The sequence below is a fragment of the Phenylobacterium sp. genome (assembly GCF_036501465.1).
Taxonomy (GTDB): Bacteria; Pseudomonadota; Alphaproteobacteria; order Caulobacterales; family Caulobacteraceae; genus Phenylobacterium.
The window spans coordinates 41,220-60,030 of record NZ_DASYAF010000091.1 but is presented as its reverse complement, the minus strand read 5'-3'; the positions used below and the strand labels follow the sequence as shown (position 1 = coordinate 60,030).

Below are 18,811 nucleotides of genomic sequence, written 5' to 3'. Positions count from 1 at the left end.
CCGCGCCGGCTTAGTTGTGCGGGTTGTTTTCCTGCACCTTGCCGGCCACGGTGCCGGCCGCCGCGCCGACCGCCAGGCCCACGGGGCCGGCGACCACGGCGCCAGCCGCGCCGCCGGCGGCGGCCTTCTCCTCGGTGTTGGTGGCGCAGGCGCCCAGTGCGGCGAACGCGCCGGCGATGACGATCAGGCTCAAGGTCTTACGCATGGCTTGGGTCTCCTCCTGTGTGTCGGCCAGACAAACGGCAGGCTTCGCGGGAGGTTCCGAGACGCGCGCGAGACGAAGCTGGGCCCTGGCAAGATTGGCCCGTGAATTGCGGACCTTAGCGGCGGTTTCCCGGAACAGGACATCTGGATGGATGACGCCGTTATTGTGTTGCAACGCAATATAAGCTTGCCAAACGGCCCGAAGCTGTTCATACCTCCTTCACCATTTTCCGTCGCCTGTCCCCCTCGAGTCCGGGCCAGGCGAGCCTGCGACCACCGCCAGCATGAGCAGGGGCGGCCGCGGCGACCAGGTCGGGGGGCGCCCACGCCCTCGTCGCGCAGGACACGCTTGTTTTGATTTCAGTTCTCCAGGCGCGCGCCGCGTTGCGCGGGCCGTTGGGCGCTGCTTTGATGGGCTCCGGCATCGGCCTGGCCCTGGGCGCCGGCTACATGACGGCGGGCATGGCGCAGGCCATTTCCGATCATCATCGGGCGGTGCGGATCGCCGAAACGGCAGGCGGCGGCCTGTCGGAAACCATGTTGCAGCGCGAAATAGGACGCATGGACCCGGCCGCTGTCCGGGTGGCCCGCGCGCACGATCTCAACGCCGCCGACGGCCCCGCCAACGGCGTCGCCGGCCCGGCCCAGGCCTGGCCCGGCCGTCCGGGCGAGCGCCTGCCGGCAGGCCGCCGCGGTTCGGCCCTGGAGGCTACCCGCGACCTCGACTGCCTGACCGACGCCGTCTACTTCGAAGCCCGGGGCGAGACCCCGCGCGGCCAGGCCGCCGTCGCCCAGGTGGTGATGAACCGGCTGGCCAATCCGAACTTCCCCAAGACCGTCTGCGGCGTGGTGTTCCAGGGGGCTGCGACCCACGGCTGCCAGTTCAGCTTCGCCTGCGACGGCTCCATGCGCCATGGCCTGGAGGCCGACGCCTGGGACAAGGCCCGCAAGGTGGCCGAGCGCGCCCTCTCCGGCGTGGCCCTGGCCGCCGGGATCGGCAACGCCACCCATTTCCATGCCCTGGGCGTCCAGCCGGTCTGGGGGGCGCAGATGCTGCGCGTCGCCCAGGTGGGCCTGCACGTCTTCTATCGGGCCAACCCGCACTCTGCGGTCATCGGGCCCTCCGGCGGGCGCGCCGACAATCGCCCGGTGCTGGCCAGCCTGCCGATGAGCCCGGCCGCCAACCTGCGCCTGGCCGGCGCGGTGCTCGAGAAGACCGCCGAGATCACCACCGCGGTCGCCAGCCCGCTGGCCGGCCAGGCCGCCTCGGGCGAAGCCAGGACGCCGCATCTTTCGCCGCCGCCGGTCGCCGCCGCGGCCGACAAGTCCGCCGAACCCGCAAGCGACCGCGCGCCCGCCGACTTCTGACCCAGCGCCGGCGTCGGCTTGCGCCGAGCCGCCTTCCCCGCCAGCTTGCGCCCTGCATTCCAGGGAAGGGCGTCGCATGGCGGCAAACGCGCATCAGGAACTCTCCAGGCAGTTGTTGAGCTGTTCCTACGAAGAGCTGAACGACGTCCAGCGCAGCGTCATCGACCTCATCGCCAACGAGGCGCCGACCAATGTCGACAAGGCCTTGCGGCACGACGACCGCACCTTCGGCGAACGGCTGGCCGACCATGTGGCCGCGGTCGGCGGCTCCTGGGGCTTCATCATCGCTTTCGGCCTGTTCCTGACCATCTGGATGGGCTGGAACCTGCTGACCAAGGGCAAGACGGTCTTCGATCCCTATCCGTTCATCTTCCTGAACCTGATGCTGTCGATGCTGGCGGCCATCCAGGCGCCGGTGATCATGATGAGCCAGAACCGCGCCGCCGCCCGCGACCGCGAGGCCGCCGAGCACGACTACGTCGTCAACCTGCGCGCCGAGCTGGAAATCATGCACCTGCACGACAAGGTCGACGCCATGCGCGAGCAGCAGATGCTGGAGCTGTTGAAGCGCCAGAACGAGGCGATCCGCCTGCTGAAGGGCCAGGTCGAGAAGCTAACGACCCAGAAGAAGAAATAGGCCGCGCCATGCCCGTTTCCCGACGCGCCGTCGCCGCCTCGGCCACCGCGGTCCTGGCCGCCGCCGGCTTCGCGCCCCGCCGCGCCGCCGCGCAATCGGGCGCGATGTACGGCCTGATCTCGCAACTGTTCGCCCAGCCGGGGAGGCGTGACGACCTGGTCGCGATCCTGCTGGCGGCGTCGGCCGCGATGCCCGGCTGCCTGTCCTATGTCGTCGCCCGCGACGCGGGCCGCGAGGACGCCATCTGGATCACGGAGGTCTGGCGCGACAAGGCCAGCCACGCCGCCTCGCTCAGCCTGCCGCAGGTTCGGGCGGCGATCGCCAAGGGCGGGGCGCTGATCGCCGGCGTCGGGACCCGGGCGGAGACCGCACCGGCCGGTGGGGCAGGCCTGGCCGCCTAGGCTGGCGCTGCGCTTCGGGCGGAAGCGGACTGGGCCTTGTCCTGATCGGGGACGGCGGGTTTGATGCCCGCCGCCCTTTCCGGGTCAGGAGGCCTCCCCATGAAATACCGCAAGCTCGGCGCCAGCGACCTGGAGGTTTCGGAGATCTCCCTGGGCTCGTGGCTCACCTTCGGGGTGGGCGTGGAGGCGGACAAGGCCCGGGCCTGCGTCGACCGCGCCTTCGACCTCGGGATCAACTTCATCGACACGGCCAACGTCTATGGCCGCGGCGCTGCCGAGAGCTTCCTGGGCGAGGCGCTGAAGGACCGGCCGCGCGACAGCTATGTGCTGGCCACCAAGGTGTTCGGCCAGATGAGCGACACCGACCAGGGTCTGTCGCGCGCCCAGATCCTCAAGCAGATCGACGCCTCGCTACAGCGCCTGAAGACCGACTACGTCGACCTCTACCAGTGCCACCGCTACGACGTGAACACGCCGCTGGAGGAGACCATGGCGGCGCTGACCGAGGTGGTGAAGGCCGGCAAGGCGCGCTGGATCGGCTTTTCCGAATGGTCGCCGGAACAGATCGAGGCCTCGTTCAAGGTGGCGGGCGCGGAGCGCTTCATCTCCAGCCAGCCGCAGTATTCGCTGCTCTACCGACGCCCCGAGAAGAAGGTGATCCCGATCAGCGCGGCCAACGGCGTCTCGCAGATCGTCTGGTCGCCGCTGGCCCAGGGCGTCCTGTCGGGCAAGTACGCGCCGGGCGCCGCGCCGCCGGCCGGCAGCCGCGCGGCCAGCGATTCCATGGGCGGGCCGATGAAATCCTGGCTCGAGCCGCACATCCTGGAGGCGGTGGCGAAGCTCAAGCCGCTCGCCGCCGAGGCCGGCTGCACCATGAGCCAGTTCGCGCTGGCCTGGGTGCTGCGCGAGCCGAACGTCGCCTCGGCCATCGTCGGCGCGAGCCGTCCCGACCAGCTGGACGACAACGCCGCGGCCAGCGGCCTCAAGGTCGATCCGGCGCTGTTCGCCCGGGCCGAGGCGATCGTCGCCGAAGTGCGCCGCGAAACCGCGCGATAGGGAAGAGCTCGGGCCGGGCCTTCACCGCCCGACGATGGTGATCTCCTTGATCGCCGCCTGGACGGAGGGCTTGGCGCCCACGCCCCACATCAGCTTCAGGTAGGCCAGGGTCCGGCCCGCGGCCTCCTCGAACCGCCAGTCGCAGTCTTCGAAGCGGCAACGGTCGAACTGCGGAAGCTCGCCGCCCGCATAGACCAGCCGGCAGGCCGAGAAGGTGCAGTCCTCGAAGGCCTCGCCATCGAGTTCCACTGTCTGATGGTTGAAGCTGACGCCCGCCTGCACGCCTAGTCCTCCGCCTCGGAGGCGTCGCCCTGGGCCTGTTTCGCCGCCTCGGCAGCCTCGCGCTCGCGGCGCTTGGCTGCGGCCTTCTCGGCGAGCTTGGCGGCCTTCACCCGCTCGCGTTCCTGTCGCTCGAATTGGTAGTTCGGCTTGCGCGCCACAGCATTTCTCTCGTCGTCTGGGAGGAAAGTCCGCGTCCCTGAGGCCGCGAGCCGCCGCTGGTATCACGAAAGCCGGAAATCTCCGCATGGCATGCGACGCGATCGGGGGCGGCGCTCAGCCGAACGTGAAGGCAAAGGCCTCGACGCCGGGGTCCAGGAAGTCGATCCAGAAGGTGCGGTCCTTCACCGGGCCCTTCTGGCGCACGAGCTGGTAGAGCCGCTGGGTGGTGACCACGCCGGTCCCGTCGGCGGCCACGTCGACGCCAGCGTCCGCGCCCGGCGGCTTGCCGTCCAGCCGCACACGGAAGCGCACCGGCTTGCCATCGGGGCCCGGCCCCAACACCAGGTGCAGGTCGCGGGCGTGGAAGCGATAGACGATGCCGGCGTCCGGCGCGCCGGAAACCGCGTGCTCGGCGCCCACCGTCCAGACGTCGTCGAAGGTCCAGTGATTGCGCGCGCCCGGCGTGACCGGCATGTAGTCGGTGCGCTTGTCGTGGATCAGCCCGTTGCGGTTGGTGTTGCCGGCCGCCTTCTCATAGCCGACGTAGGTCTCCGGCGAGAGCTCGTCGTGGACGTCAGCGCTCGCCATGGCGCCGCCGCCCGCCACCTGCACGGTCCGGCCGGTGAGTCCTGTGGCGCCGTTCTCGGCCAGCAGGCGCTTGATGATCCGCTCGGAGCCGTCGTAGTCGCCCTCGCCGAAATGGTGGGCGCGGATGCGGCCCTGGCCGTCGATGAAGTAGTGGGCGGGCCAGTAGCTGTTGTGGAAGGCGTTCCAGATCGCCGAATTGTTGTCGACCGCCACCGGATAGGTGACGCCCAGGTCCTTCACCGCGCGGCGGACGTTGGCCAGGTCGTGCTCGAAGGCGAACTCCGGGGCGTGGACGCCGATCACCACCAAGCCCTTGTCAGCGTACTTTTTCGCCCAGGCCTCCACATAGGGCAGGGAGCGCAGGCAGTTGATGCAGGAGTAGGTCCAGAAATCGACCACCACCACCTTGCCCTTCAGGCTCTCGCGGGTGAGTGGCGGGGAGTTGATCCATGCGGTGGCCCCGGCCAGCGACGGCATCTGGCCCTCCACCGGCAACGGGGTCCCCTCAGCCACGGCGACCGAGTTCTTCGGGCCGACGCCCAGCCTGTCGAGCAGGCCCTGTTCCAGCTTCGACGTGCTGGCGAGCGACAGCCTGGTCAGCACCCCGGTGTCGAAGCCGAAGGCGATGGCGGCCACGGCGACCAGCACCACCACGCCCAGGCCACGCCGCACCCATTCGCTGGCCCCCAGCGAGCGCTTCATGGCCGCGAACACGCGCCCGCCCACCAGCAGGGCGAGCGCCAGCGACGTCGCCGCGCCAGCCGCGTAGGCCAGGAGCAGGACGGAGGTCCCCACGCTCGCCCCCTGCAACGCCGCCCCGGTCAGCACCAGCCCCAGGATCGGCCCGGCGCAGGGCGCCCACAGCAGGCCCGTGGCCACGCCCAGCAGCAGCGAGGCGCCGATCCCGCCGTCCGGCCCCGACGATCGCTCGGAGAGCCGCGCGCCCAGGGCCACCAGCGGCCGCGTCGCACGGTCGGCCAGGGCGGGGAACAGCAGCAGCAGGCCAACGGCGGCCAGCACCGCCAGCGCCGCGATACGGCCCACGCTATTGGCCTGCACCGCCCAGCCGCCGCCCACCGCCGCCAGGCTGGCCACCGCGGCGAAGGTCACCGCCATGCCGATCAGCAGCGGCAGGCCGCTCCTCACGAACGGCCGATCGGCGCGGGCGAACACGAAGGGCAGCACCGGCAGGATGCACGGGCTGACGATGGTCAAGGCGCCGCCCAGATAGGCTAGGATGAACAGCAGCATGCAGGCAGGTCTTTCAGGGCGTGCGGCGACACGATAGGAAGTCGAACTACATAACGATGGGCGAGGCGAGGGACGAGACCATGGGCCGGGAAATCGCACACGGGAAGCGGCTGAAATCTCTGATGCTGGGCGTCGCGGCCTTCGCCGCGAGCGGGGCGCTGGCGGGTCTGGCGATCCATGGCGCGCCTCACGCGGCGCCCGCACCGGCCGCGGCCAGCGGGGCCTGCAACAAGGACATCGGGATCACCCTTCCGCCCGGCTTCTGCGCCACCATCTTCGCCGACGACCTGGGCAACACCCGCCACATCGTGGTGGCGGCCGACGGCACGGTCTATGCCAACACCTGGAACGGCTCGTCCTACTTCCGCGGGACCAAGCCGGACCCGGCCGGCTTCCTGATCGCCCTGCAGGACACCAACCATGACGGCAAGGCCGACAAGGTCAGCCGCTTCGGCCTGACCGCGGCCGAGGGCTCCAAGGGCGGCACCGGCATCGGCCTCTACAAGAACGCCGTCTATGCCGAGATGAACGACGAGATCGTCCGCTATCCGCTGGCCAAGGGCGCCGACGTGCCCATGGGCAAGCCGGAGGTGGTGGTCTCGGGCATGCCGCTGGGCGGCGACCACCCGATGCATCCCTTCGCGATCAACGCCAAGGGCCAGATGTTCATCGACATGGGCACGGCCACCAACTCCTGCCAGCCGAAGAACCGCCAGCCGGGTATCCCGGGCGCGGAGCCCTGCGTCGAGAAGGAGACCCGCGGCGGCACCTGGCTCTATTCCGCCGACACGCTCGACCAGAAATTCTCGCCGGCCGAGCGCTACATCACCGGCCTGCGCAACGGCATGGGCCTGTCCTTCGACAGTTCCGGGCGTCTCTACGCGACGCAGCATGGGCGGGACCAGCTGATCCAGAACTGGGGCAAGCTCTATCCGGACGTGAAGCAGACCGTCGAGCTGCCGTCCGAGGAACTGGTGCTGGAAACCAAGGGCGCCGATTTCGGCTGGCCCAACTGCTACTACGACAACTTCCAGAAGAAGCTGGTGCTGGCCCCGGAATACGGCGGCGACGGCGGCAAGGCGGTCGGTGTCTGCGCACAGAAAACCGCACCGGTGGCGGCCTTCCCGGCCCACTGGGCGCCCAACGACATGACCATCTACAACGCCAAGGCGTTCCCGGCGGCCTACCACGGCGGCGCCTTCATTGCCTTCCATGGCTCGTGGAACCGCTCGCCCGCGGTGCAGGACGGCTTCAACGTGGTCTTCCAGCCGCTGAAGGACGGCAAGGCCAGCGGGAACTACATCGTCTTCGCCGACGGCTTCGCGGGCCCGAACAAGGCCTCGGGCAAGGCGATCTTCCGGCCCACCGGGGTCGCGGTCGGCCCCGACGGCGCGCTCTACATCTCCGAGGACACCAAGGGCCGCATCTGGAAGGTGACCTATCAGGGCGCCGCGGGCGCGCCGCTGCAGAGCGCGCCGCAGCCGACCTACGAAACCCAGGCGCCCGCCGCCGGAGCGGGTGAAACCGCGAGCCTCCTGGTTCCGGACGGCGCCACGGCCGCCCAGGTCGCCCACGGGCAGGCGGTGTTCAAGGGCGGCTCCTGCGGGGCCTGCCACGGCGCCGACGCGGCCGGCGGCCCGGTGGGCCCGCCGCTCAACACCGGCAGCCCGATCTGGACCGACGGCAGCCTGGGCTCGATCAAGACGCTGATCGCCAAGGGCGTGCCGGCGCCCAAGCAGTACCGCAGCCCCATGCCGCCCGAAGGCGGGGCGCAGCTTTCCGATGACGACCTGAACGCGGTGGCGGCCTATGTCTGGGCTGTCGGCCACGCCAAGAAATAGAGTTCCTTGAGGGAGGAAACCCGATGAACACCACGCTCCGCCTGGCGCTCTGCGCCACAGCCTTGGCCCTGGCCGCCGCCCCGGCGCTCGCCCAGGTGCACCGCTCGAACCCCGGCGACGCCGACGCCAAGACCGTGCTCGACATGATGCCAGGCAAGGCCAAGCTCACGGTCACCACCCCGGCCTTCAAGGCGGGCGAGCAGATCCCCTTCGAGAACACCCAGTACCGGACCAACACCTTCCCCGGCCTGAGCTGGTCCAAGGGGCCGGCGGGGACCAAGTCCTATGCGCTGATCATGCAGGACAACACGCTCATCCTGCGCGGCGCGCCGATCCTGCACTGGACCCTGATCAACATCCCGGCCAGCGTCACCAAGCTCGACGCCGGCATGGCGCCCACCGGCAATCCGGCGGGTTCGTCCTACGGCCCGAACTACATGGGCGCGGCCAAGCCCTACACCGGCCCGCGCACACCGCCCGGCCCGGGCGACGACTACCACTTCGAGATCTTCGCGCTGGACACCACCTTGCCGGACCCGGGCACGGACTTCTCCGTGATCACCAAGGCCATGGAGGGCCATGTGCTGGCCGCCGGCGAAGTCGTCGGCCACGGCATCGCCGACCCCAACGCCCCGCCGCCCGCGCCTCGGCCGGCGGCTGCGGCGACGCCGAAGCAATAGGTTCGCTCAGAGCCTCCTCCCACAAGGGGAGGAGGAATCTCGCCGGCTGCGACACTCGGCCTTGTAACTCCGTACGCCGTACCTAGTTTATGCAGCTGGGATTCGGCGTGGGGGGCGCTTTTCCGTGAGCCAGGAATTCACCGAGATCGAAAAGCGGGTCACGCTGTGGGGCGTGGCCATCGTCTTCCTGCTGTCGGCGCTGGACCAGACGATCGTGGCGACCGCCATGCCGCGGATCATCGCCGAGCTGAACGGCCTGGCGCTCTATTCCTGGGTGACCACGGCCTACCTGCTGTCGTCCACGGTGATGGTGCCGATCTGGGGAAAGCTGGGCGACCTGTTCGGGCGTAAGCCCGTGCTGCTGGCCGGCATCACCTTCTTCCTGGCCGGCTCGTGGCTGTCGGGGCTCTCCGGTGAGTTCGGGCCGATGCCGCTGATCGGCGGCGGCATGGTCCAGCTGATCGTGTTCCGCGCCATCCAGGGGATCGGCGGCGGGGCGCTGTTCACCACCGCCTTCGCAATCATCGGCGACCTCTATCCGCCGCGCGAACGGGGCAAGATCGGCGGCATGTTCGGCGCCGTCTTCGGGCTTTCCAGCACCATCGGCCCGCTGATCGGCGGCTATTTCACCGACCACGGCACGGTGAGCCTGGCGGGCCATGTGATCGCCGGCTGGCGCTGGGTCTTCTACCTCAACCTGCCGCTCAGCCTGCTCTCGTTGTTCATGATCATCGTGAAGATGCCGAAGATGAGCCACCAGGCGAAGGGCAAGATCGACTTCGTGGGCTCGGCCCTGATCATCGCCACGGTGGTGCCGCTGTTACTGGCGCTGACCTTCGGCGGCCACCAGTACGCCTGGACCTCGCCGCAGGTGCTGGGGCTGTTCGCCGGCTCGGCCGCGGGTCTGATCGGCTACATCTTCGCCGAGAGGTTCGCGTCGGACCCGATCCTGCCGATGGAGTTGTTCAAGAACCGGGTGTTCTCCACCGCCAATCTGGCGGGCTTCCTGGTCTCCATGTCGTTCATGAGCACGGTGGCCTTCCTGCCGCTGTTCCAGCAACTCGGCCAGGGCGTGGCGGCGACCACCAGCGGGCTCTCCACCTTGCCGCTGATGATCGGCATCTTCTCGTCCTCGATCCTCTCAGGCCGCCTGGTCACCCAGACCGGCAAGTACAAGGCCCTGATGATCGGCGGCCTGGTGGTCACCTTCGCCGGCATCTGGTTCCTGAGCCGCATGACCGCCGAGACCAGCCGCCTCGACCTCGCCTGGCGGATGCTGGTGCTGGGCATCGGCCTGGGCCCGGGCCAGAGCCTGTTCTCGCTCGCCATCCAGAATGCCATGCCCCTGAACCAGCTGGGGGTGGTGACTTCGTCCAGCCAGTTCTTCCGCCAGATCGGCTCGACCATGGGGGTGGCGATCTTCGGCACCTTCCTGACCGCCAACCTGAACACCGGCCTCGGCAAGATCATGCCCGGCGTCGACGTGGGCAAGCTGCGCGCCATGGGCGGGGCGGCGCATGTCGGCGCGCCGACAATCCTGCCGGAGTTCATCCGGGTGATTATCTCCGACGCCATCACCGGGGTGTTCTTCCTGGGGATCTACGTCGTCGCCGCGGCGCTGCTGGTCACCCTGCTGATCCCCAACATCCCCATGCGCGACCGCAGCTTCATGGGCGCCCAGGCGTCCAAGGAGGAGAAGGATCCGGACACCGTGATCCCCGCCGAGGCGCACCTCTAGCCGCCAAGATGCACGCTCGCCTTTGACGGGCATGATGTTGCCGTTCGCCGAACGCAGTGTTTGAGTGCCTTCCGGTTGGGGAGCCAAAGGGAGGTTCTGTGATGAACAGGCTGGTGACCAGCGGAGCGCTGATGGCGCTGCTGATGGGATTTGGAGCCGCGGGCCAGGCGCAAGCGTCGGATCCGCCGGTGCTCGGCGCCTATACGACCAGCGTCGAGTGCGATGCCGGCAACGTGACCGGCGTCTCGGCCTGCAGCGCCGTCGGCTCGGCGGCCTCGGTGAAGACCACGCCCTTCGTCCTGCTGAGCGCGACCGCGAGCGCCGGCGAGGGCAACTTCGCGGACGCTACGGCGGACTACGACTTCCTGGTCAGCGGCGGGACCGCGGGCGATGTCGTCACCGTTGGCTTCACCACGCTCATGGAGACAGACCTGACCGGCGGCGGCTCGAGCCACGCCCAGGTCGTCTGGTTCGATTCCGTCAAAAGCAGCGGGTTCAGCATCTGCTCCTCGCCGCTTCCCGAGGCGACCGCATGCGCCCACGGTGGCGGCATTTTCAGCGGCACGATCGACTTTTCCGCCGTCTCGGGCGAGGTCGGGCACATCCACCTGGACGTGGACGCAGGGACGGGCTTCGGCGGCTCGGGAACCGCCTCGCTTGACCCGTTCATGTTCGTCGAGAACGACCCCAACGGAATCTACAGCCTGCAGCTCAGCGACGGTGTTCCGAACGCTGTTGGCGGCGTGCCGGAGGCATCGACCTGGGCGCTGATGCTGGTGGGCTTCGGCCTTGCGGGGGCCTCGCTCCGCCGGCGGCGGGCGGGACTGCCCGCCACGTCATGAGCCGGCGACGCTGTAGGCTCAGTGGCGCGTGGGGACGTAAGGCTCCAGGTCGGCGGAAAGCGCGATCCGCACGGCCGCCGACAAGCTTCGCGCACCCAGCTTGTCCATCACATTGGCCCGGTACACCTCGACCGTGCGCGGACTGATGTCGAGTTCATAGGCGATCAGCTTGTTGGGCAGGCCGGTGAGCAGCGCCTGCATCACCTGGCGCTCTCGTCCGGTCAGCTCGGCGACCAGCTCCCGCGCCCGGGCCGCTTGCTGGCGGTCCTGGGTGGTCGTCTCCAGCTTGTCGAAGGCCATGGCGACCGCGTCGAGCAGCACCTGGTTGAGGTAGGGCTTTTCGAGGAATTCGATGGCCCCGTTCTTCATCGCCTGGACCGCGATGGATATGTCCCCCTGGCCGGTGAGCACGATGACCGGCCAGGCCACGCCGCGATCGGCGAGCCGCTTTTGGACCTCCAGGCCGTCCATCTTCGGCATGTGGATGTCCAGCAGGACGCAGCCCGCCGGCGCGCCGTCGAGCCGGGCGAGGAAGTCGACGCCGGACGGATAGCTCGTCACCGCGAAGCCGGCGGCCTCGAGCAGCAGCTCGGCGGACTCGCGCACGACATCATCATCGTCGATCACGTGCACTGTTCGCCTATCTGGCATGGGCCAGTTCCTTCGAAGCCAGGGGGAGAGTAAACCGGAAGTCGGCGCCGCACGCCGATGGCGCGAGCCACATCCGTCCGCCATGGGCCTCCACGATCCGATGGCAGATCGACAATCCGACGCCCATGCCGTCGCTCTTGGTCGAGACGAATGGCGAAAACAGGCGCTCGGCGAGGTCCGGTGGCACGCCCGGGCCGCTGTCGCGGACGGCGACCTCCGCCATGCCCTTCCTGACAGTTGTGGAGACCGTCAGCACCCGCGGCCCCGCGGTGGACGCCACCGCCTCGGCGGCGTTGCGGATCAGGTTGACCAGGATCTGCTGGATCTGAATCCGATCGGCCAGCACCCGCTGGGCCTTGGACGACAGGTTCAGGCGGACGTCGAGGTCGGCAGCCTTGGCGTTTGGCGCGGCCAGGGCCACGGCGTCCTCGATCAGTTGATCGAGGGGCTCGATCCGGGTGTCGGCCTCGCCGCGGGCGATGAACTCGCGCAGCCGCCGCACGATCTCGCCAGCCCGCACGGCCTGGCCCTCGGCCTGGTCGGCGGCGCGCGCCACGCGACCGCGCGCGGTGTCGTCCAGCGCCTTGCCGCCGTCCGCCAGCATCATCTTCAGCGCGCCCACCGAATTGCCGATCGCCGTCAGCGGCTGGTTCAGTTCATGGGCCAGGGCGGCGGCCATCTCGCCCATGGCGCTGAGCCGCGAGACATGGGCCAGTTCCGTGCGCAGCTCCGCCAACCGGCCGTCCCGCAGCGCCAGCTCCCGCTCCACCCGGCGCTCCTCGGTGACATCCCGGTAGATGCCGATGGTCCGCACATGCGCGCCCTCGGGCGAATAGAAGAGCCGCCGGACGCCAAGGAAGTCGCGTTCCTCGCCGTCGGCCCGCCGCATCCGGATCTCGTCGTTGTTCTGCTGCGGAAGATGGGCGGCGATTACGTCGTTGCGACCCGGTTGGGCGGCCACCACCAGGCTGTTCAGCTTGTCCAGGCTGCCCTCGAGGCCGCCCGGCTCGTAGCCCAGGAGCCGCTCGAAGCCGTCCTCGGCGACCAGGGTGCGCGCGGCGATGTCGGCGTCGGCGATACCGATGTCGTAGGCCTCGACCGCGAGCTTCAGCCGTTCCTGGCTTTCCTTTAGCGAATTGCTCGCCCGTCTCGTCTCGGTGACGTCGGTGAAGGTGGCGACGATGCGCGCCCCGCCGTCCAAACCGCCGTCCAGCCGCACCAGATGGCTGGCGACCCAGCGGATCTCGCCGCTGCGGGTGCGATGTTGCTGCTCGCCCCGCCATTCGCCGTCGCGCTGGAGCAGGGCGCGAATGGTGGCGCGCGCCTCCTCCGTCTCAGCGCTGATCAGGTCGCCGACCTGTCGTCCGACCATTTCGGCGGCCGTCCAGCCGTAGAGCGTTTCGCAGGCCTTGGACCAATGCTGCACAAGGCCGTCCGGGGTGCAGACGATGACCGTGGAGCGCTCCAGCGCGTCGGCGAGGCTGTCGCGATCCTGACGTTCGCGGCCGAGCATCCGCGCGGCCCAGAACGCCAGGAAGAGCAGGGCGCAGGCGCTCAGCACGATGATCAGCAGCATCCGCACGTCTGAGCCATAGAAGCCCTCGCGCACGCCGATGTTGGTGACGGACCCAATCGCGACCGGGATCAGGGCGACCGGCGCCAGCAGCCGCGCGATGCGGCCTTGCTCGCCGCGGCCGGTCACAACGCGCAGCCAGCCGGTGTCGCGCATCAGGATCAAGGCGCCGACGCAGAGCGCGCCGACCGCGACGGTGGTGTTCACCGCGATGCGAAGATCCTGGTGCAGGACCGAAAGTTGGGACGGGTCCTGCAGGAGATAGGGAAGGGCCGAAAGGCTGGCGACGAGGGCGCCGAGGCTCGCGGCGTGCACCGCGATCGCGCGTGACCGGGACGAGCGCGCCCCGATCCCCAGCAGCGACGCGGCGAACAGGGCGATGACCACGCTGGTGATGATGCTGGGGCGGCCCGGCCAGAGCGGCGCCGGCTTCTCCACCAGCACCCGGTCGCGGAACAAGGCCAGATCGATCGGCAGCGGCTGATGCGTCGCGTCGGCCCACAGCCATGTCGCGCAGGCCGCCAACAGGAGGCCGCCGGTCAAGACCTGCAGCCGGCGACGGCCCGTGGCGGCGGAGGCGAGGCCGCCGGCGCCCGCCATCAGGGCCACGGCGGTGGCGGGCCACAAGGCGACCGCTCCGGCCACCACCGAGATCAGGAAGACGCTGCCGATCTGCCAGCCGATCATGGCGGCAAGCGCGGTCGCGGCGACGCCGAGCGCGATGAAGATCGCTATCCGTTTCGGATTACGCAACCCTAGCGCGAGCGCCAAGTCAAACGCCCCCCGAGCCCGTCTGTCGGCGAGCATTAGGTCACGCCCGCAGGACGCAGGCCATGGCGATTATTGACGCAGGCCTTGCACCCGCCCACGGCGCCGGTCTCGAGCTCTTAAGATAACCTGGTATTCGAACATCTGCATCAGCGGGACATTGCGTTTCAATCCCCAGGTCATCCCAGCCGTCTGCTCCGTAGAATCCCCGGGTAGGCCCGCCGCTCCCACGCTGCCTACCGTCACGGGCCTGACCGGCGACGCTCACAGGGCGTCGGCCGCGCAGGCGGGGCGTACGCCGGCGGTTGCATGAAGAAGGACAAGGCCATTGTCGTCCTCGCGGATGCGGCCATCGCGTCCTCGCTGGAGATCGCCTTGCTGGCTGCGGGCCTGGCCCCAACGCTCTTCGAACCCGAGGAGAGCCTGGATCGCCTGCCGGTCGACGCCGCGGCCGTGCTGATCGTCGATCCGGCGGCGCGAGCGCAAGAACCACTCGCCCTCGTCGAAGAGCTGCGATCCCGCGATTGGCCCGGTCTGACGGTCCTGATCACCGGCGATCGCCGCAGCTTGCTGGGCGTCATCGGGCACGCCTCCCGGATCGCCATCCTGGAAATGCCCTTCGTCGCCGCCGACCTGATCGCTGCGATCTCATCGCATCGCTGAAGCGCACGGGGGTTCCGGAAGACTACGTATGTAGAACGCCTCAAATGCGTCCGAGCGGACGAGCACGCACAATAGGTCCGGGGCTCGACCGGGTCCCGAGGCGGCATGAGCCGTGCTGGAGGCGTGATGCGGGCGACAAGCCGACGGACATTCCGGGAATTGGCCATCGGTCTCGGGACGCTGGTCGCGGTCGTGCTCGCGCAGGCGACGATCGTCGGGGCCACCATCAACCACCTGCAGTCCACCGATCAGGACGACGACGAGGCGCGGGCGGAGGTCTTCCAATACGCCGTGGTGGTCGAGGCCGCCGATGATCAGCAGGCCAGCCTGCAGGCCGGGCGTCTGGGCGGCGGTCCTCCGGCGGTCGCGGCCTTTTCCGAAGCTCAGGCCCGGTTCCTGGCCGGCATCCCGCGCCTGCGCCAGCTCGCCGCCGACGATGGGCCCGCGATGCGCGCGCGGGTGGAGGACGCTATCCGCCAGGAGGCCGCCTGGAACCGCGAGGTCGCCGCGCCGCAGATGGCGGCCCTGCGCGCGGGCCGGCGGCCCGCCGCGGACGCCCCGCTGGGTCAGGCGCGGCTCGAGGCCCTGCGCAGTGACTTCGCCTATCTTCGCAAGCACGAGCTGGACCTGCTCGAATCCCGCGACCACGTCTGGGGCGAGGCCTTCAGCAACGGCCGCCTGACGCTGCTGCTGGGGTCATCCGTGGCGGTGTTGCTCGCCGGCGGACTGGGGTGGAGCTCCTACAAGCGCCTGGTGGCCCAGCAGGCCGCGGCCCGCGACGCCTCCGACCGTATGGCCAAGGCCCTGGAACGCGCCACCGCCTCTGAGCGCGCCAAGACGATCTTCCTCGCCAACATGAGCCACGAGATGCTGACCCCTCTGAACGGCGTGCTGGGCATGGCGGCCGCGTTGGATATGACATCCCTCAACCCCAAACAACACGACATGCTGGGGGTCATCCGCAACGCCGCCGCCGACCTCGAGGGGCTGATCGGCAACCTGCTCACTCTGTCGCGGGGGAACGCCATCGAAGGCAAGCGGACGACGGATTGGGCCTTCCACCTGGGCGACGAAATGCGGGTTGTCGCCGAGGACTATGCCGCGGCGGCCCAGACTAAGGGGCTGCGGTTTTCCGTGGACGTGCCGCCCGAGGCCGAGGTGCGGGTGCGCGGCGACGCGGCCCGCCTGGAGCGGGTGCTGACCTGCCTGCTGTCGAACGCGGTGAAGTTCACCGATCGTGGCGAGGTCCGTCTCGGGGTGATCCGGCTTGCCGGCGACGCCTACCGGTTCGAGGTTTCGGATACGGGAGTCGGCTTCGACGAGGCCCAGAAGGAGAGTCTGTTCGCGACCTTCACCCAGTCGGACGACAGCTCCACGCGGCGCTTCGGCGGAGCGGGCGTGGGCCTTGCCGTGGCCTCCAAGATCGCTGCCGATCTGGGCGGGCGCCTGGACGGCCATTCGCGGCCGGACGTCGGTTCGCGCTTCACTTTCGAGGTCGATCTGGCGGCGGCGGGTCCCGCCCCCGCGCCTGTCTCCCAGACGGCGCATCCGGCTCGCGCCGTCGCTGGGCCGGCCTGGGTCCGCCCCGCGACGAGCGCGCCGCCTAGGGCTTGATCTGGCTGGCCAGCATCTTCTTCACGCCCTCGCCATAGGGCGGGCGCAGCGCCTTCATGGGGCCGAGGTCGTTCTTCAGCTGCCGGTAGATCGCCTTTCGGTGGCTGAACTCGCGGAAGCCGTCGACGCCGTGATAGCTGCCCATGCCTGAGGGGCCGACACCGCCGAACGGCAGGTCTTCCTGGGCCACGTGGAAGATCACGTCGTTGACCGTCACCCCGCCGGAGGTGGTGTGGCCCAGCACCTTGGCCTCCTCGTCGGCGTCGGCGCCGAAGTAGTAGAGCCCGAGCGGCCGCTCGTGGGCGTTCACATAGGCGATCGCCTCGTCGACGTTGCGATAGGTCATCACCGGCAGGACGGGGCCGAAGATCTCCTCCTGCATCACCTTCATCTCGTCGGTGGGGTTGAGGATCAGGGTCGGCGGGATCTTGCGGTGCTCCTGCTGGCTGAAGTCCTCGCCGGCCGGGTTGATCTCCACCACCTCGGCGCCCTTGGCGCGGGCGTCGTCCACATAGCCCTTGATCCGCTCGTAGTGCCGCTCGGCGATCACCGAGGTGTAGTCGGGGTTATCCTTGATGGTCGGGAACATGGAGCCCACCGCGGCGGTGGCTTCCTTGACGAAGGTCTGCACCTGGTCGGCGGGCGCCATGACGTAGTCCGGCGCCAGGCAGATTTGCCCTGCGTTCAGGGTCTTGCCGGCCATGATCCGCGCCGCCGAGGTGGCATAGTCGGCCGACTTGCCGAGGATCACCGGGCTCTTGCCGCCGAGCTCCAGGGTCACGGGCACCAGGTTCTGGGCCGCGGCCTTCATCACGTGGCGGGCGATGGACGTCGCCCCGGTGAAGATCAGGTGGTCGAAGGGCAGCTCCGAGAAGGCCTGGCCCACCTCGGGCCCACCGGGGAAGACCGCGATCTCCTCTTCGTCGAAGGCCTCGGCGAACATCTGGGCCATCAGCTCGGAGGTGGCGGGCGTGAACTCCGAGGGCTTGATCATCGCCCGGTTGCCAGCCGCCAGCACCCCGGCCAGGGGCGCGAAGGTTAGGTTCACCGGGAAGTTCCAGGGGCTGATGATCCCCACCGTGCCCTTCGGCTGATAGCGGATCTCCGCCTTGGCGCCGAACAGGCCCAGGAACGCCGGCGTCGGCTTGCGCTTCTCCGGCTTCATCCAGGCGCGCAGATGGGCCTTGGCGTGCTTCAGCGGCCCGATGGAGCCGTTCACGTCGGTGATGCCGCTGACCGCCGGCGCGCGGGTTCCGAAGTCCTGCGTCAGCGCCCGCACGATGGCCTCATTGTGCTTGATCAGCAGGCCGACCGCCTTGTCGATGCGGGCGATCCGCGCCTCGGCGCTGGGGGCCCCGTCGCGGATGTGCGCGGCCTTCTGGCGACGCAGCACTTCGGCCATGCGGGCCGTCTGAGAGCCGCTCTCGAACTTCGGCGCCACGTTCATCGCCGGTCCTCCCTTATCGTTGATAATACGGTGGACCGCCGTTCGGCGGGGAGCAAGCGCAGTTCCCAAATTCAGCCGTCATCCCCGGCCCTGTGCCAGGCATCCCCATGCGCGGTCGTCGATGATCTACCTTCACCGACTGTGTTCATGGGTGGCCGGGACAAGCCCGGCCATGACGGCTCAGGTGGGGCTCACGCCGCGTCCAGGCCGATGTCCAGGACGCCGACCGAGTGGGTCAGCGCGCCCACGCTGATCACGTCCACGCCGGTCTCGGCGATGGCGCGGACGGTGGAGAGGTTCACGCCGCCGGAGGCCTCCAGGGTCGCGCGCCCGGCGGTGCGCTTCACGGCCTCGGCCAGGTCTTCCAGGGTGAAGTTGTCCAGCATCACCACGTCGGGCCCATACTTCAGGGCCTCTTCCAGCTGCCCCAGGCCGTCGATCTCCACCTCGACCTTCATCAGGTGACCGGCCGCGGCCTTGGCGCGGCGCACCGCCTCGCCCACCGAGCCGCAGGCGGCGATGTGGTTGTCCTTGATCAGGATGGCGTCATCCAGGCCGAAGCGGTGGTTCACCCCGCCGCCACAGCGCACCGCGTACTTCTCCAGCGCGCGCAGGCCGGGCGTGGTCTTGCGCGTGTCGACGATCAGGGCGGCGGTCCCTTGGACAGCTTTGACATATTCCGCCGTGAGGGTGGCGATGCCGCAGAGCCGGCCCAGCAAGTTCAGCGCCGTCCGCTCGGCCGAGAGCAGGGCCCGCGCGTTGGCCTCGACCACCGCCAGCGTGGCGCCGGCGGCGACCGCCTGGCCGTCTTCAGCGGTGGCGCGGAAGTCCGCCGCCGGGTCCATCTCGGCGATCGCCAGCCGCGCGCAGGCGAGGCCCGCGACCACGCCGTCCTTGCGGGTGCGGAAGATGGCGGACAGCCGCGCCTCGGCCGGCACGCAGGCCTGGGCGGTGACGTCGCCGGCGCGGCCGAGGTCTTCGGCCAGCGCGGCGCGGACCACCGGCGCGATCAGGAGATCAGGGAGCGGCTCGATCATCGGCTTTTTTT

Annotated in this window: 18 protein-coding genes; 10 read left to right on the top strand and 8 right to left on the bottom strand. The window is 69.4% G+C overall.

The genetic code is table 11. The annotated features are described in order from the left end of the window. Positions 1–10: 10 nt before the first annotated feature. Positions 11–205, bottom strand: a complete 195-nt coding sequence (locus VGL85_RS09885) for a hypothetical protein (protein ID WP_331588596.1) — start codon at positions 203–205, stop codon at positions 11–13. Between the two features lie 410 nt (positions 206–615). Here VGL85_RS09885 and VGL85_RS09880 point away from each other — a divergent pair, with 410 nt between their 5' ends. The 4 genes from VGL85_RS09880 (at position 616) to VGL85_RS09865 (ending at position 3,666) form a co-directional block, all read left to right on the top strand. Next, entirely contained in the window at positions 616–1,572 is a 957-nt protein-coding gene (locus VGL85_RS09880) for a cell wall hydrolase (RefSeq protein WP_331588594.1), read from the top strand. A 76-nt stretch (positions 1,573–1,648) separates the two neighbouring features. Then, positions 1,649–2,209, top strand: coding sequence for a DUF1003 domain-containing protein (locus tag VGL85_RS09875; RefSeq protein ID WP_331588592.1), 561 nt, complete (start codon positions 1,649–1,651; stop codon positions 2,207–2,209). An 8-nt stretch (positions 2,210–2,217) separates the two neighbouring features. Continuing rightward, complete coding sequence (locus tag VGL85_RS09870) at positions 2,218–2,610, top strand: putative quinol monooxygenase (RefSeq protein WP_331588590.1); 393 nt, start codon at positions 2,218–2,220, stop codon at positions 2,608–2,610. A 99-nt stretch (positions 2,611–2,709) separates the two neighbouring features. Then, the gene (locus VGL85_RS09865; RefSeq protein ID WP_331588588.1) at positions 2,710–3,666 is read left to right on the top strand and encodes an aldo/keto reductase family protein; all 957 of its coding nucleotides are present in this window, start codon (positions 2,710–2,712) and stop codon (positions 3,664–3,666) included. Positions 3,667–3,687: 21 nt separating this feature from the next. Here VGL85_RS09865 and VGL85_RS09860 read toward each other — a convergent pair whose 3' ends face one another. The 3 genes from VGL85_RS09860 to VGL85_RS09850 form a co-directional block, all read right to left on the bottom strand. Continuing rightward, positions 3,688–3,948: a hypothetical protein gene (locus VGL85_RS09860; protein ID WP_331588586.1), complete on the bottom strand. Its 261-nt coding sequence runs from the start codon at positions 3,946–3,948 to the stop codon at positions 3,688–3,690. Between the two features lie 2 nt (positions 3,949–3,950). Further along, positions 3,951–4,106, bottom strand: coding sequence for a hypothetical protein (locus tag VGL85_RS09855; protein WP_331588584.1), 156 nt, complete (start codon positions 4,104–4,106; stop codon positions 3,951–3,953). A gap of 115 nt (positions 4,107–4,221) precedes the next feature. Continuing rightward, positions 4,222–5,946, bottom strand: a complete 1,725-nt coding sequence (locus tag VGL85_RS09850; protein WP_331588582.1) for a cytochrome c biogenesis protein DipZ — start codon at positions 5,944–5,946, stop codon at positions 4,222–4,224. Between the two features lie 56 nt (positions 5,947–6,002). Here VGL85_RS09850 and VGL85_RS09845 point away from each other — a divergent pair, with 56 nt between their 5' ends. The 4 genes from VGL85_RS09845 to VGL85_RS09830 all read left to right on the top strand — a co-directional run bounded on the left by VGL85_RS09845 (position 6,003) and on the right by VGL85_RS09830 (position 11,047). Next, the gene (locus VGL85_RS09845) at positions 6,003–7,787 is read left to right on the top strand and encodes a c-type cytochrome (protein WP_331588580.1); all 1,785 of its coding nucleotides are present in this window, start codon (positions 6,003–6,005) and stop codon (positions 7,785–7,787) included. 23 nt (positions 7,788–7,810) lie between these two features. Continuing rightward, a complete protein-coding gene (locus VGL85_RS09840; protein ID WP_331588578.1) occupies positions 7,811–8,467 on the top strand; it encodes a YbhB/YbcL family Raf kinase inhibitor-like protein in 657 nt (218 codons plus the stop codon). A gap of 124 nt (positions 8,468–8,591) precedes the next feature. Then, on the top strand, positions 8,592–10,205 hold the full coding sequence (locus tag VGL85_RS09835) for an MDR family MFS transporter (RefSeq protein WP_331588576.1): 1,614 nt from the start codon (positions 8,592–8,594) through the stop codon (positions 10,203–10,205). Between the two features lie 131 nt (positions 10,206–10,336). Beyond that, the gene (locus tag VGL85_RS09830) at positions 10,337–11,047 is read left to right on the top strand and encodes a PEPxxWA-CTERM sorting domain-containing protein (protein WP_331588574.1); all 711 of its coding nucleotides are present in this window, start codon (positions 10,337–10,339) and stop codon (positions 11,045–11,047) included. An 18-nt stretch (positions 11,048–11,065) separates the two neighbouring features. Here the strand turns inward: VGL85_RS09830 and VGL85_RS09825 are convergent, their stop codons facing one another. Continuing rightward, a complete protein-coding gene (locus VGL85_RS09825; protein WP_414695220.1) occupies positions 11,066–11,698 on the bottom strand; it encodes a response regulator transcription factor in 633 nt (210 codons plus the stop codon). Further along, on the bottom strand, positions 11,688–14,042 hold the full coding sequence (locus tag VGL85_RS09820; protein ID WP_331588570.1) for a PAS domain-containing sensor histidine kinase: 2,355 nt from the start codon (positions 14,040–14,042) through the stop codon (positions 11,688–11,690). The genes VGL85_RS09825 and VGL85_RS09820 overlap by 11 nt, the downstream gene beginning before the upstream one ends. Before the next feature lie 306 nt (positions 14,043–14,348). On the opposite strand from VGL85_RS09820, the gene VGL85_RS09815 reads away from it, so the two are divergent. Both VGL85_RS09815 and VGL85_RS09810 read left to right on the top strand, forming a co-directional pair. Then, entirely contained in the window at positions 14,349–14,702 is a 354-nt protein-coding gene (locus tag VGL85_RS09815) for a hypothetical protein (protein ID WP_331588568.1), read from the top strand. 159 nt (positions 14,703–14,861) lie between these two features. After that, entirely contained in the window at positions 14,862–16,316 is a 1,455-nt protein-coding gene (locus VGL85_RS09810) for an ATP-binding protein (protein ID WP_331588566.1), read from the top strand. Here the strand turns inward: VGL85_RS09810 and VGL85_RS09805 are convergent. Both VGL85_RS09805 and nadC read right to left on the bottom strand, forming a co-directional pair. Further along, complete coding sequence (locus VGL85_RS09805) at positions 16,306–17,763, bottom strand: coniferyl aldehyde dehydrogenase (RefSeq protein WP_331588564.1); 1,458 nt, start codon at positions 17,761–17,763, stop codon at positions 16,306–16,308. The genes VGL85_RS09810 and VGL85_RS09805 overlap by 11 nt on opposite strands. A 191-nt stretch (positions 17,764–17,954) precedes the next feature. Beyond that, entirely contained in the window at positions 17,955–18,800 is an 846-nt protein-coding gene (nadC, locus tag VGL85_RS09800) for a carboxylating nicotinate-nucleotide diphosphorylase (RefSeq protein WP_331588562.1), read from the bottom strand. Positions 18,801–18,811 lie beyond the last annotated feature (11 nt).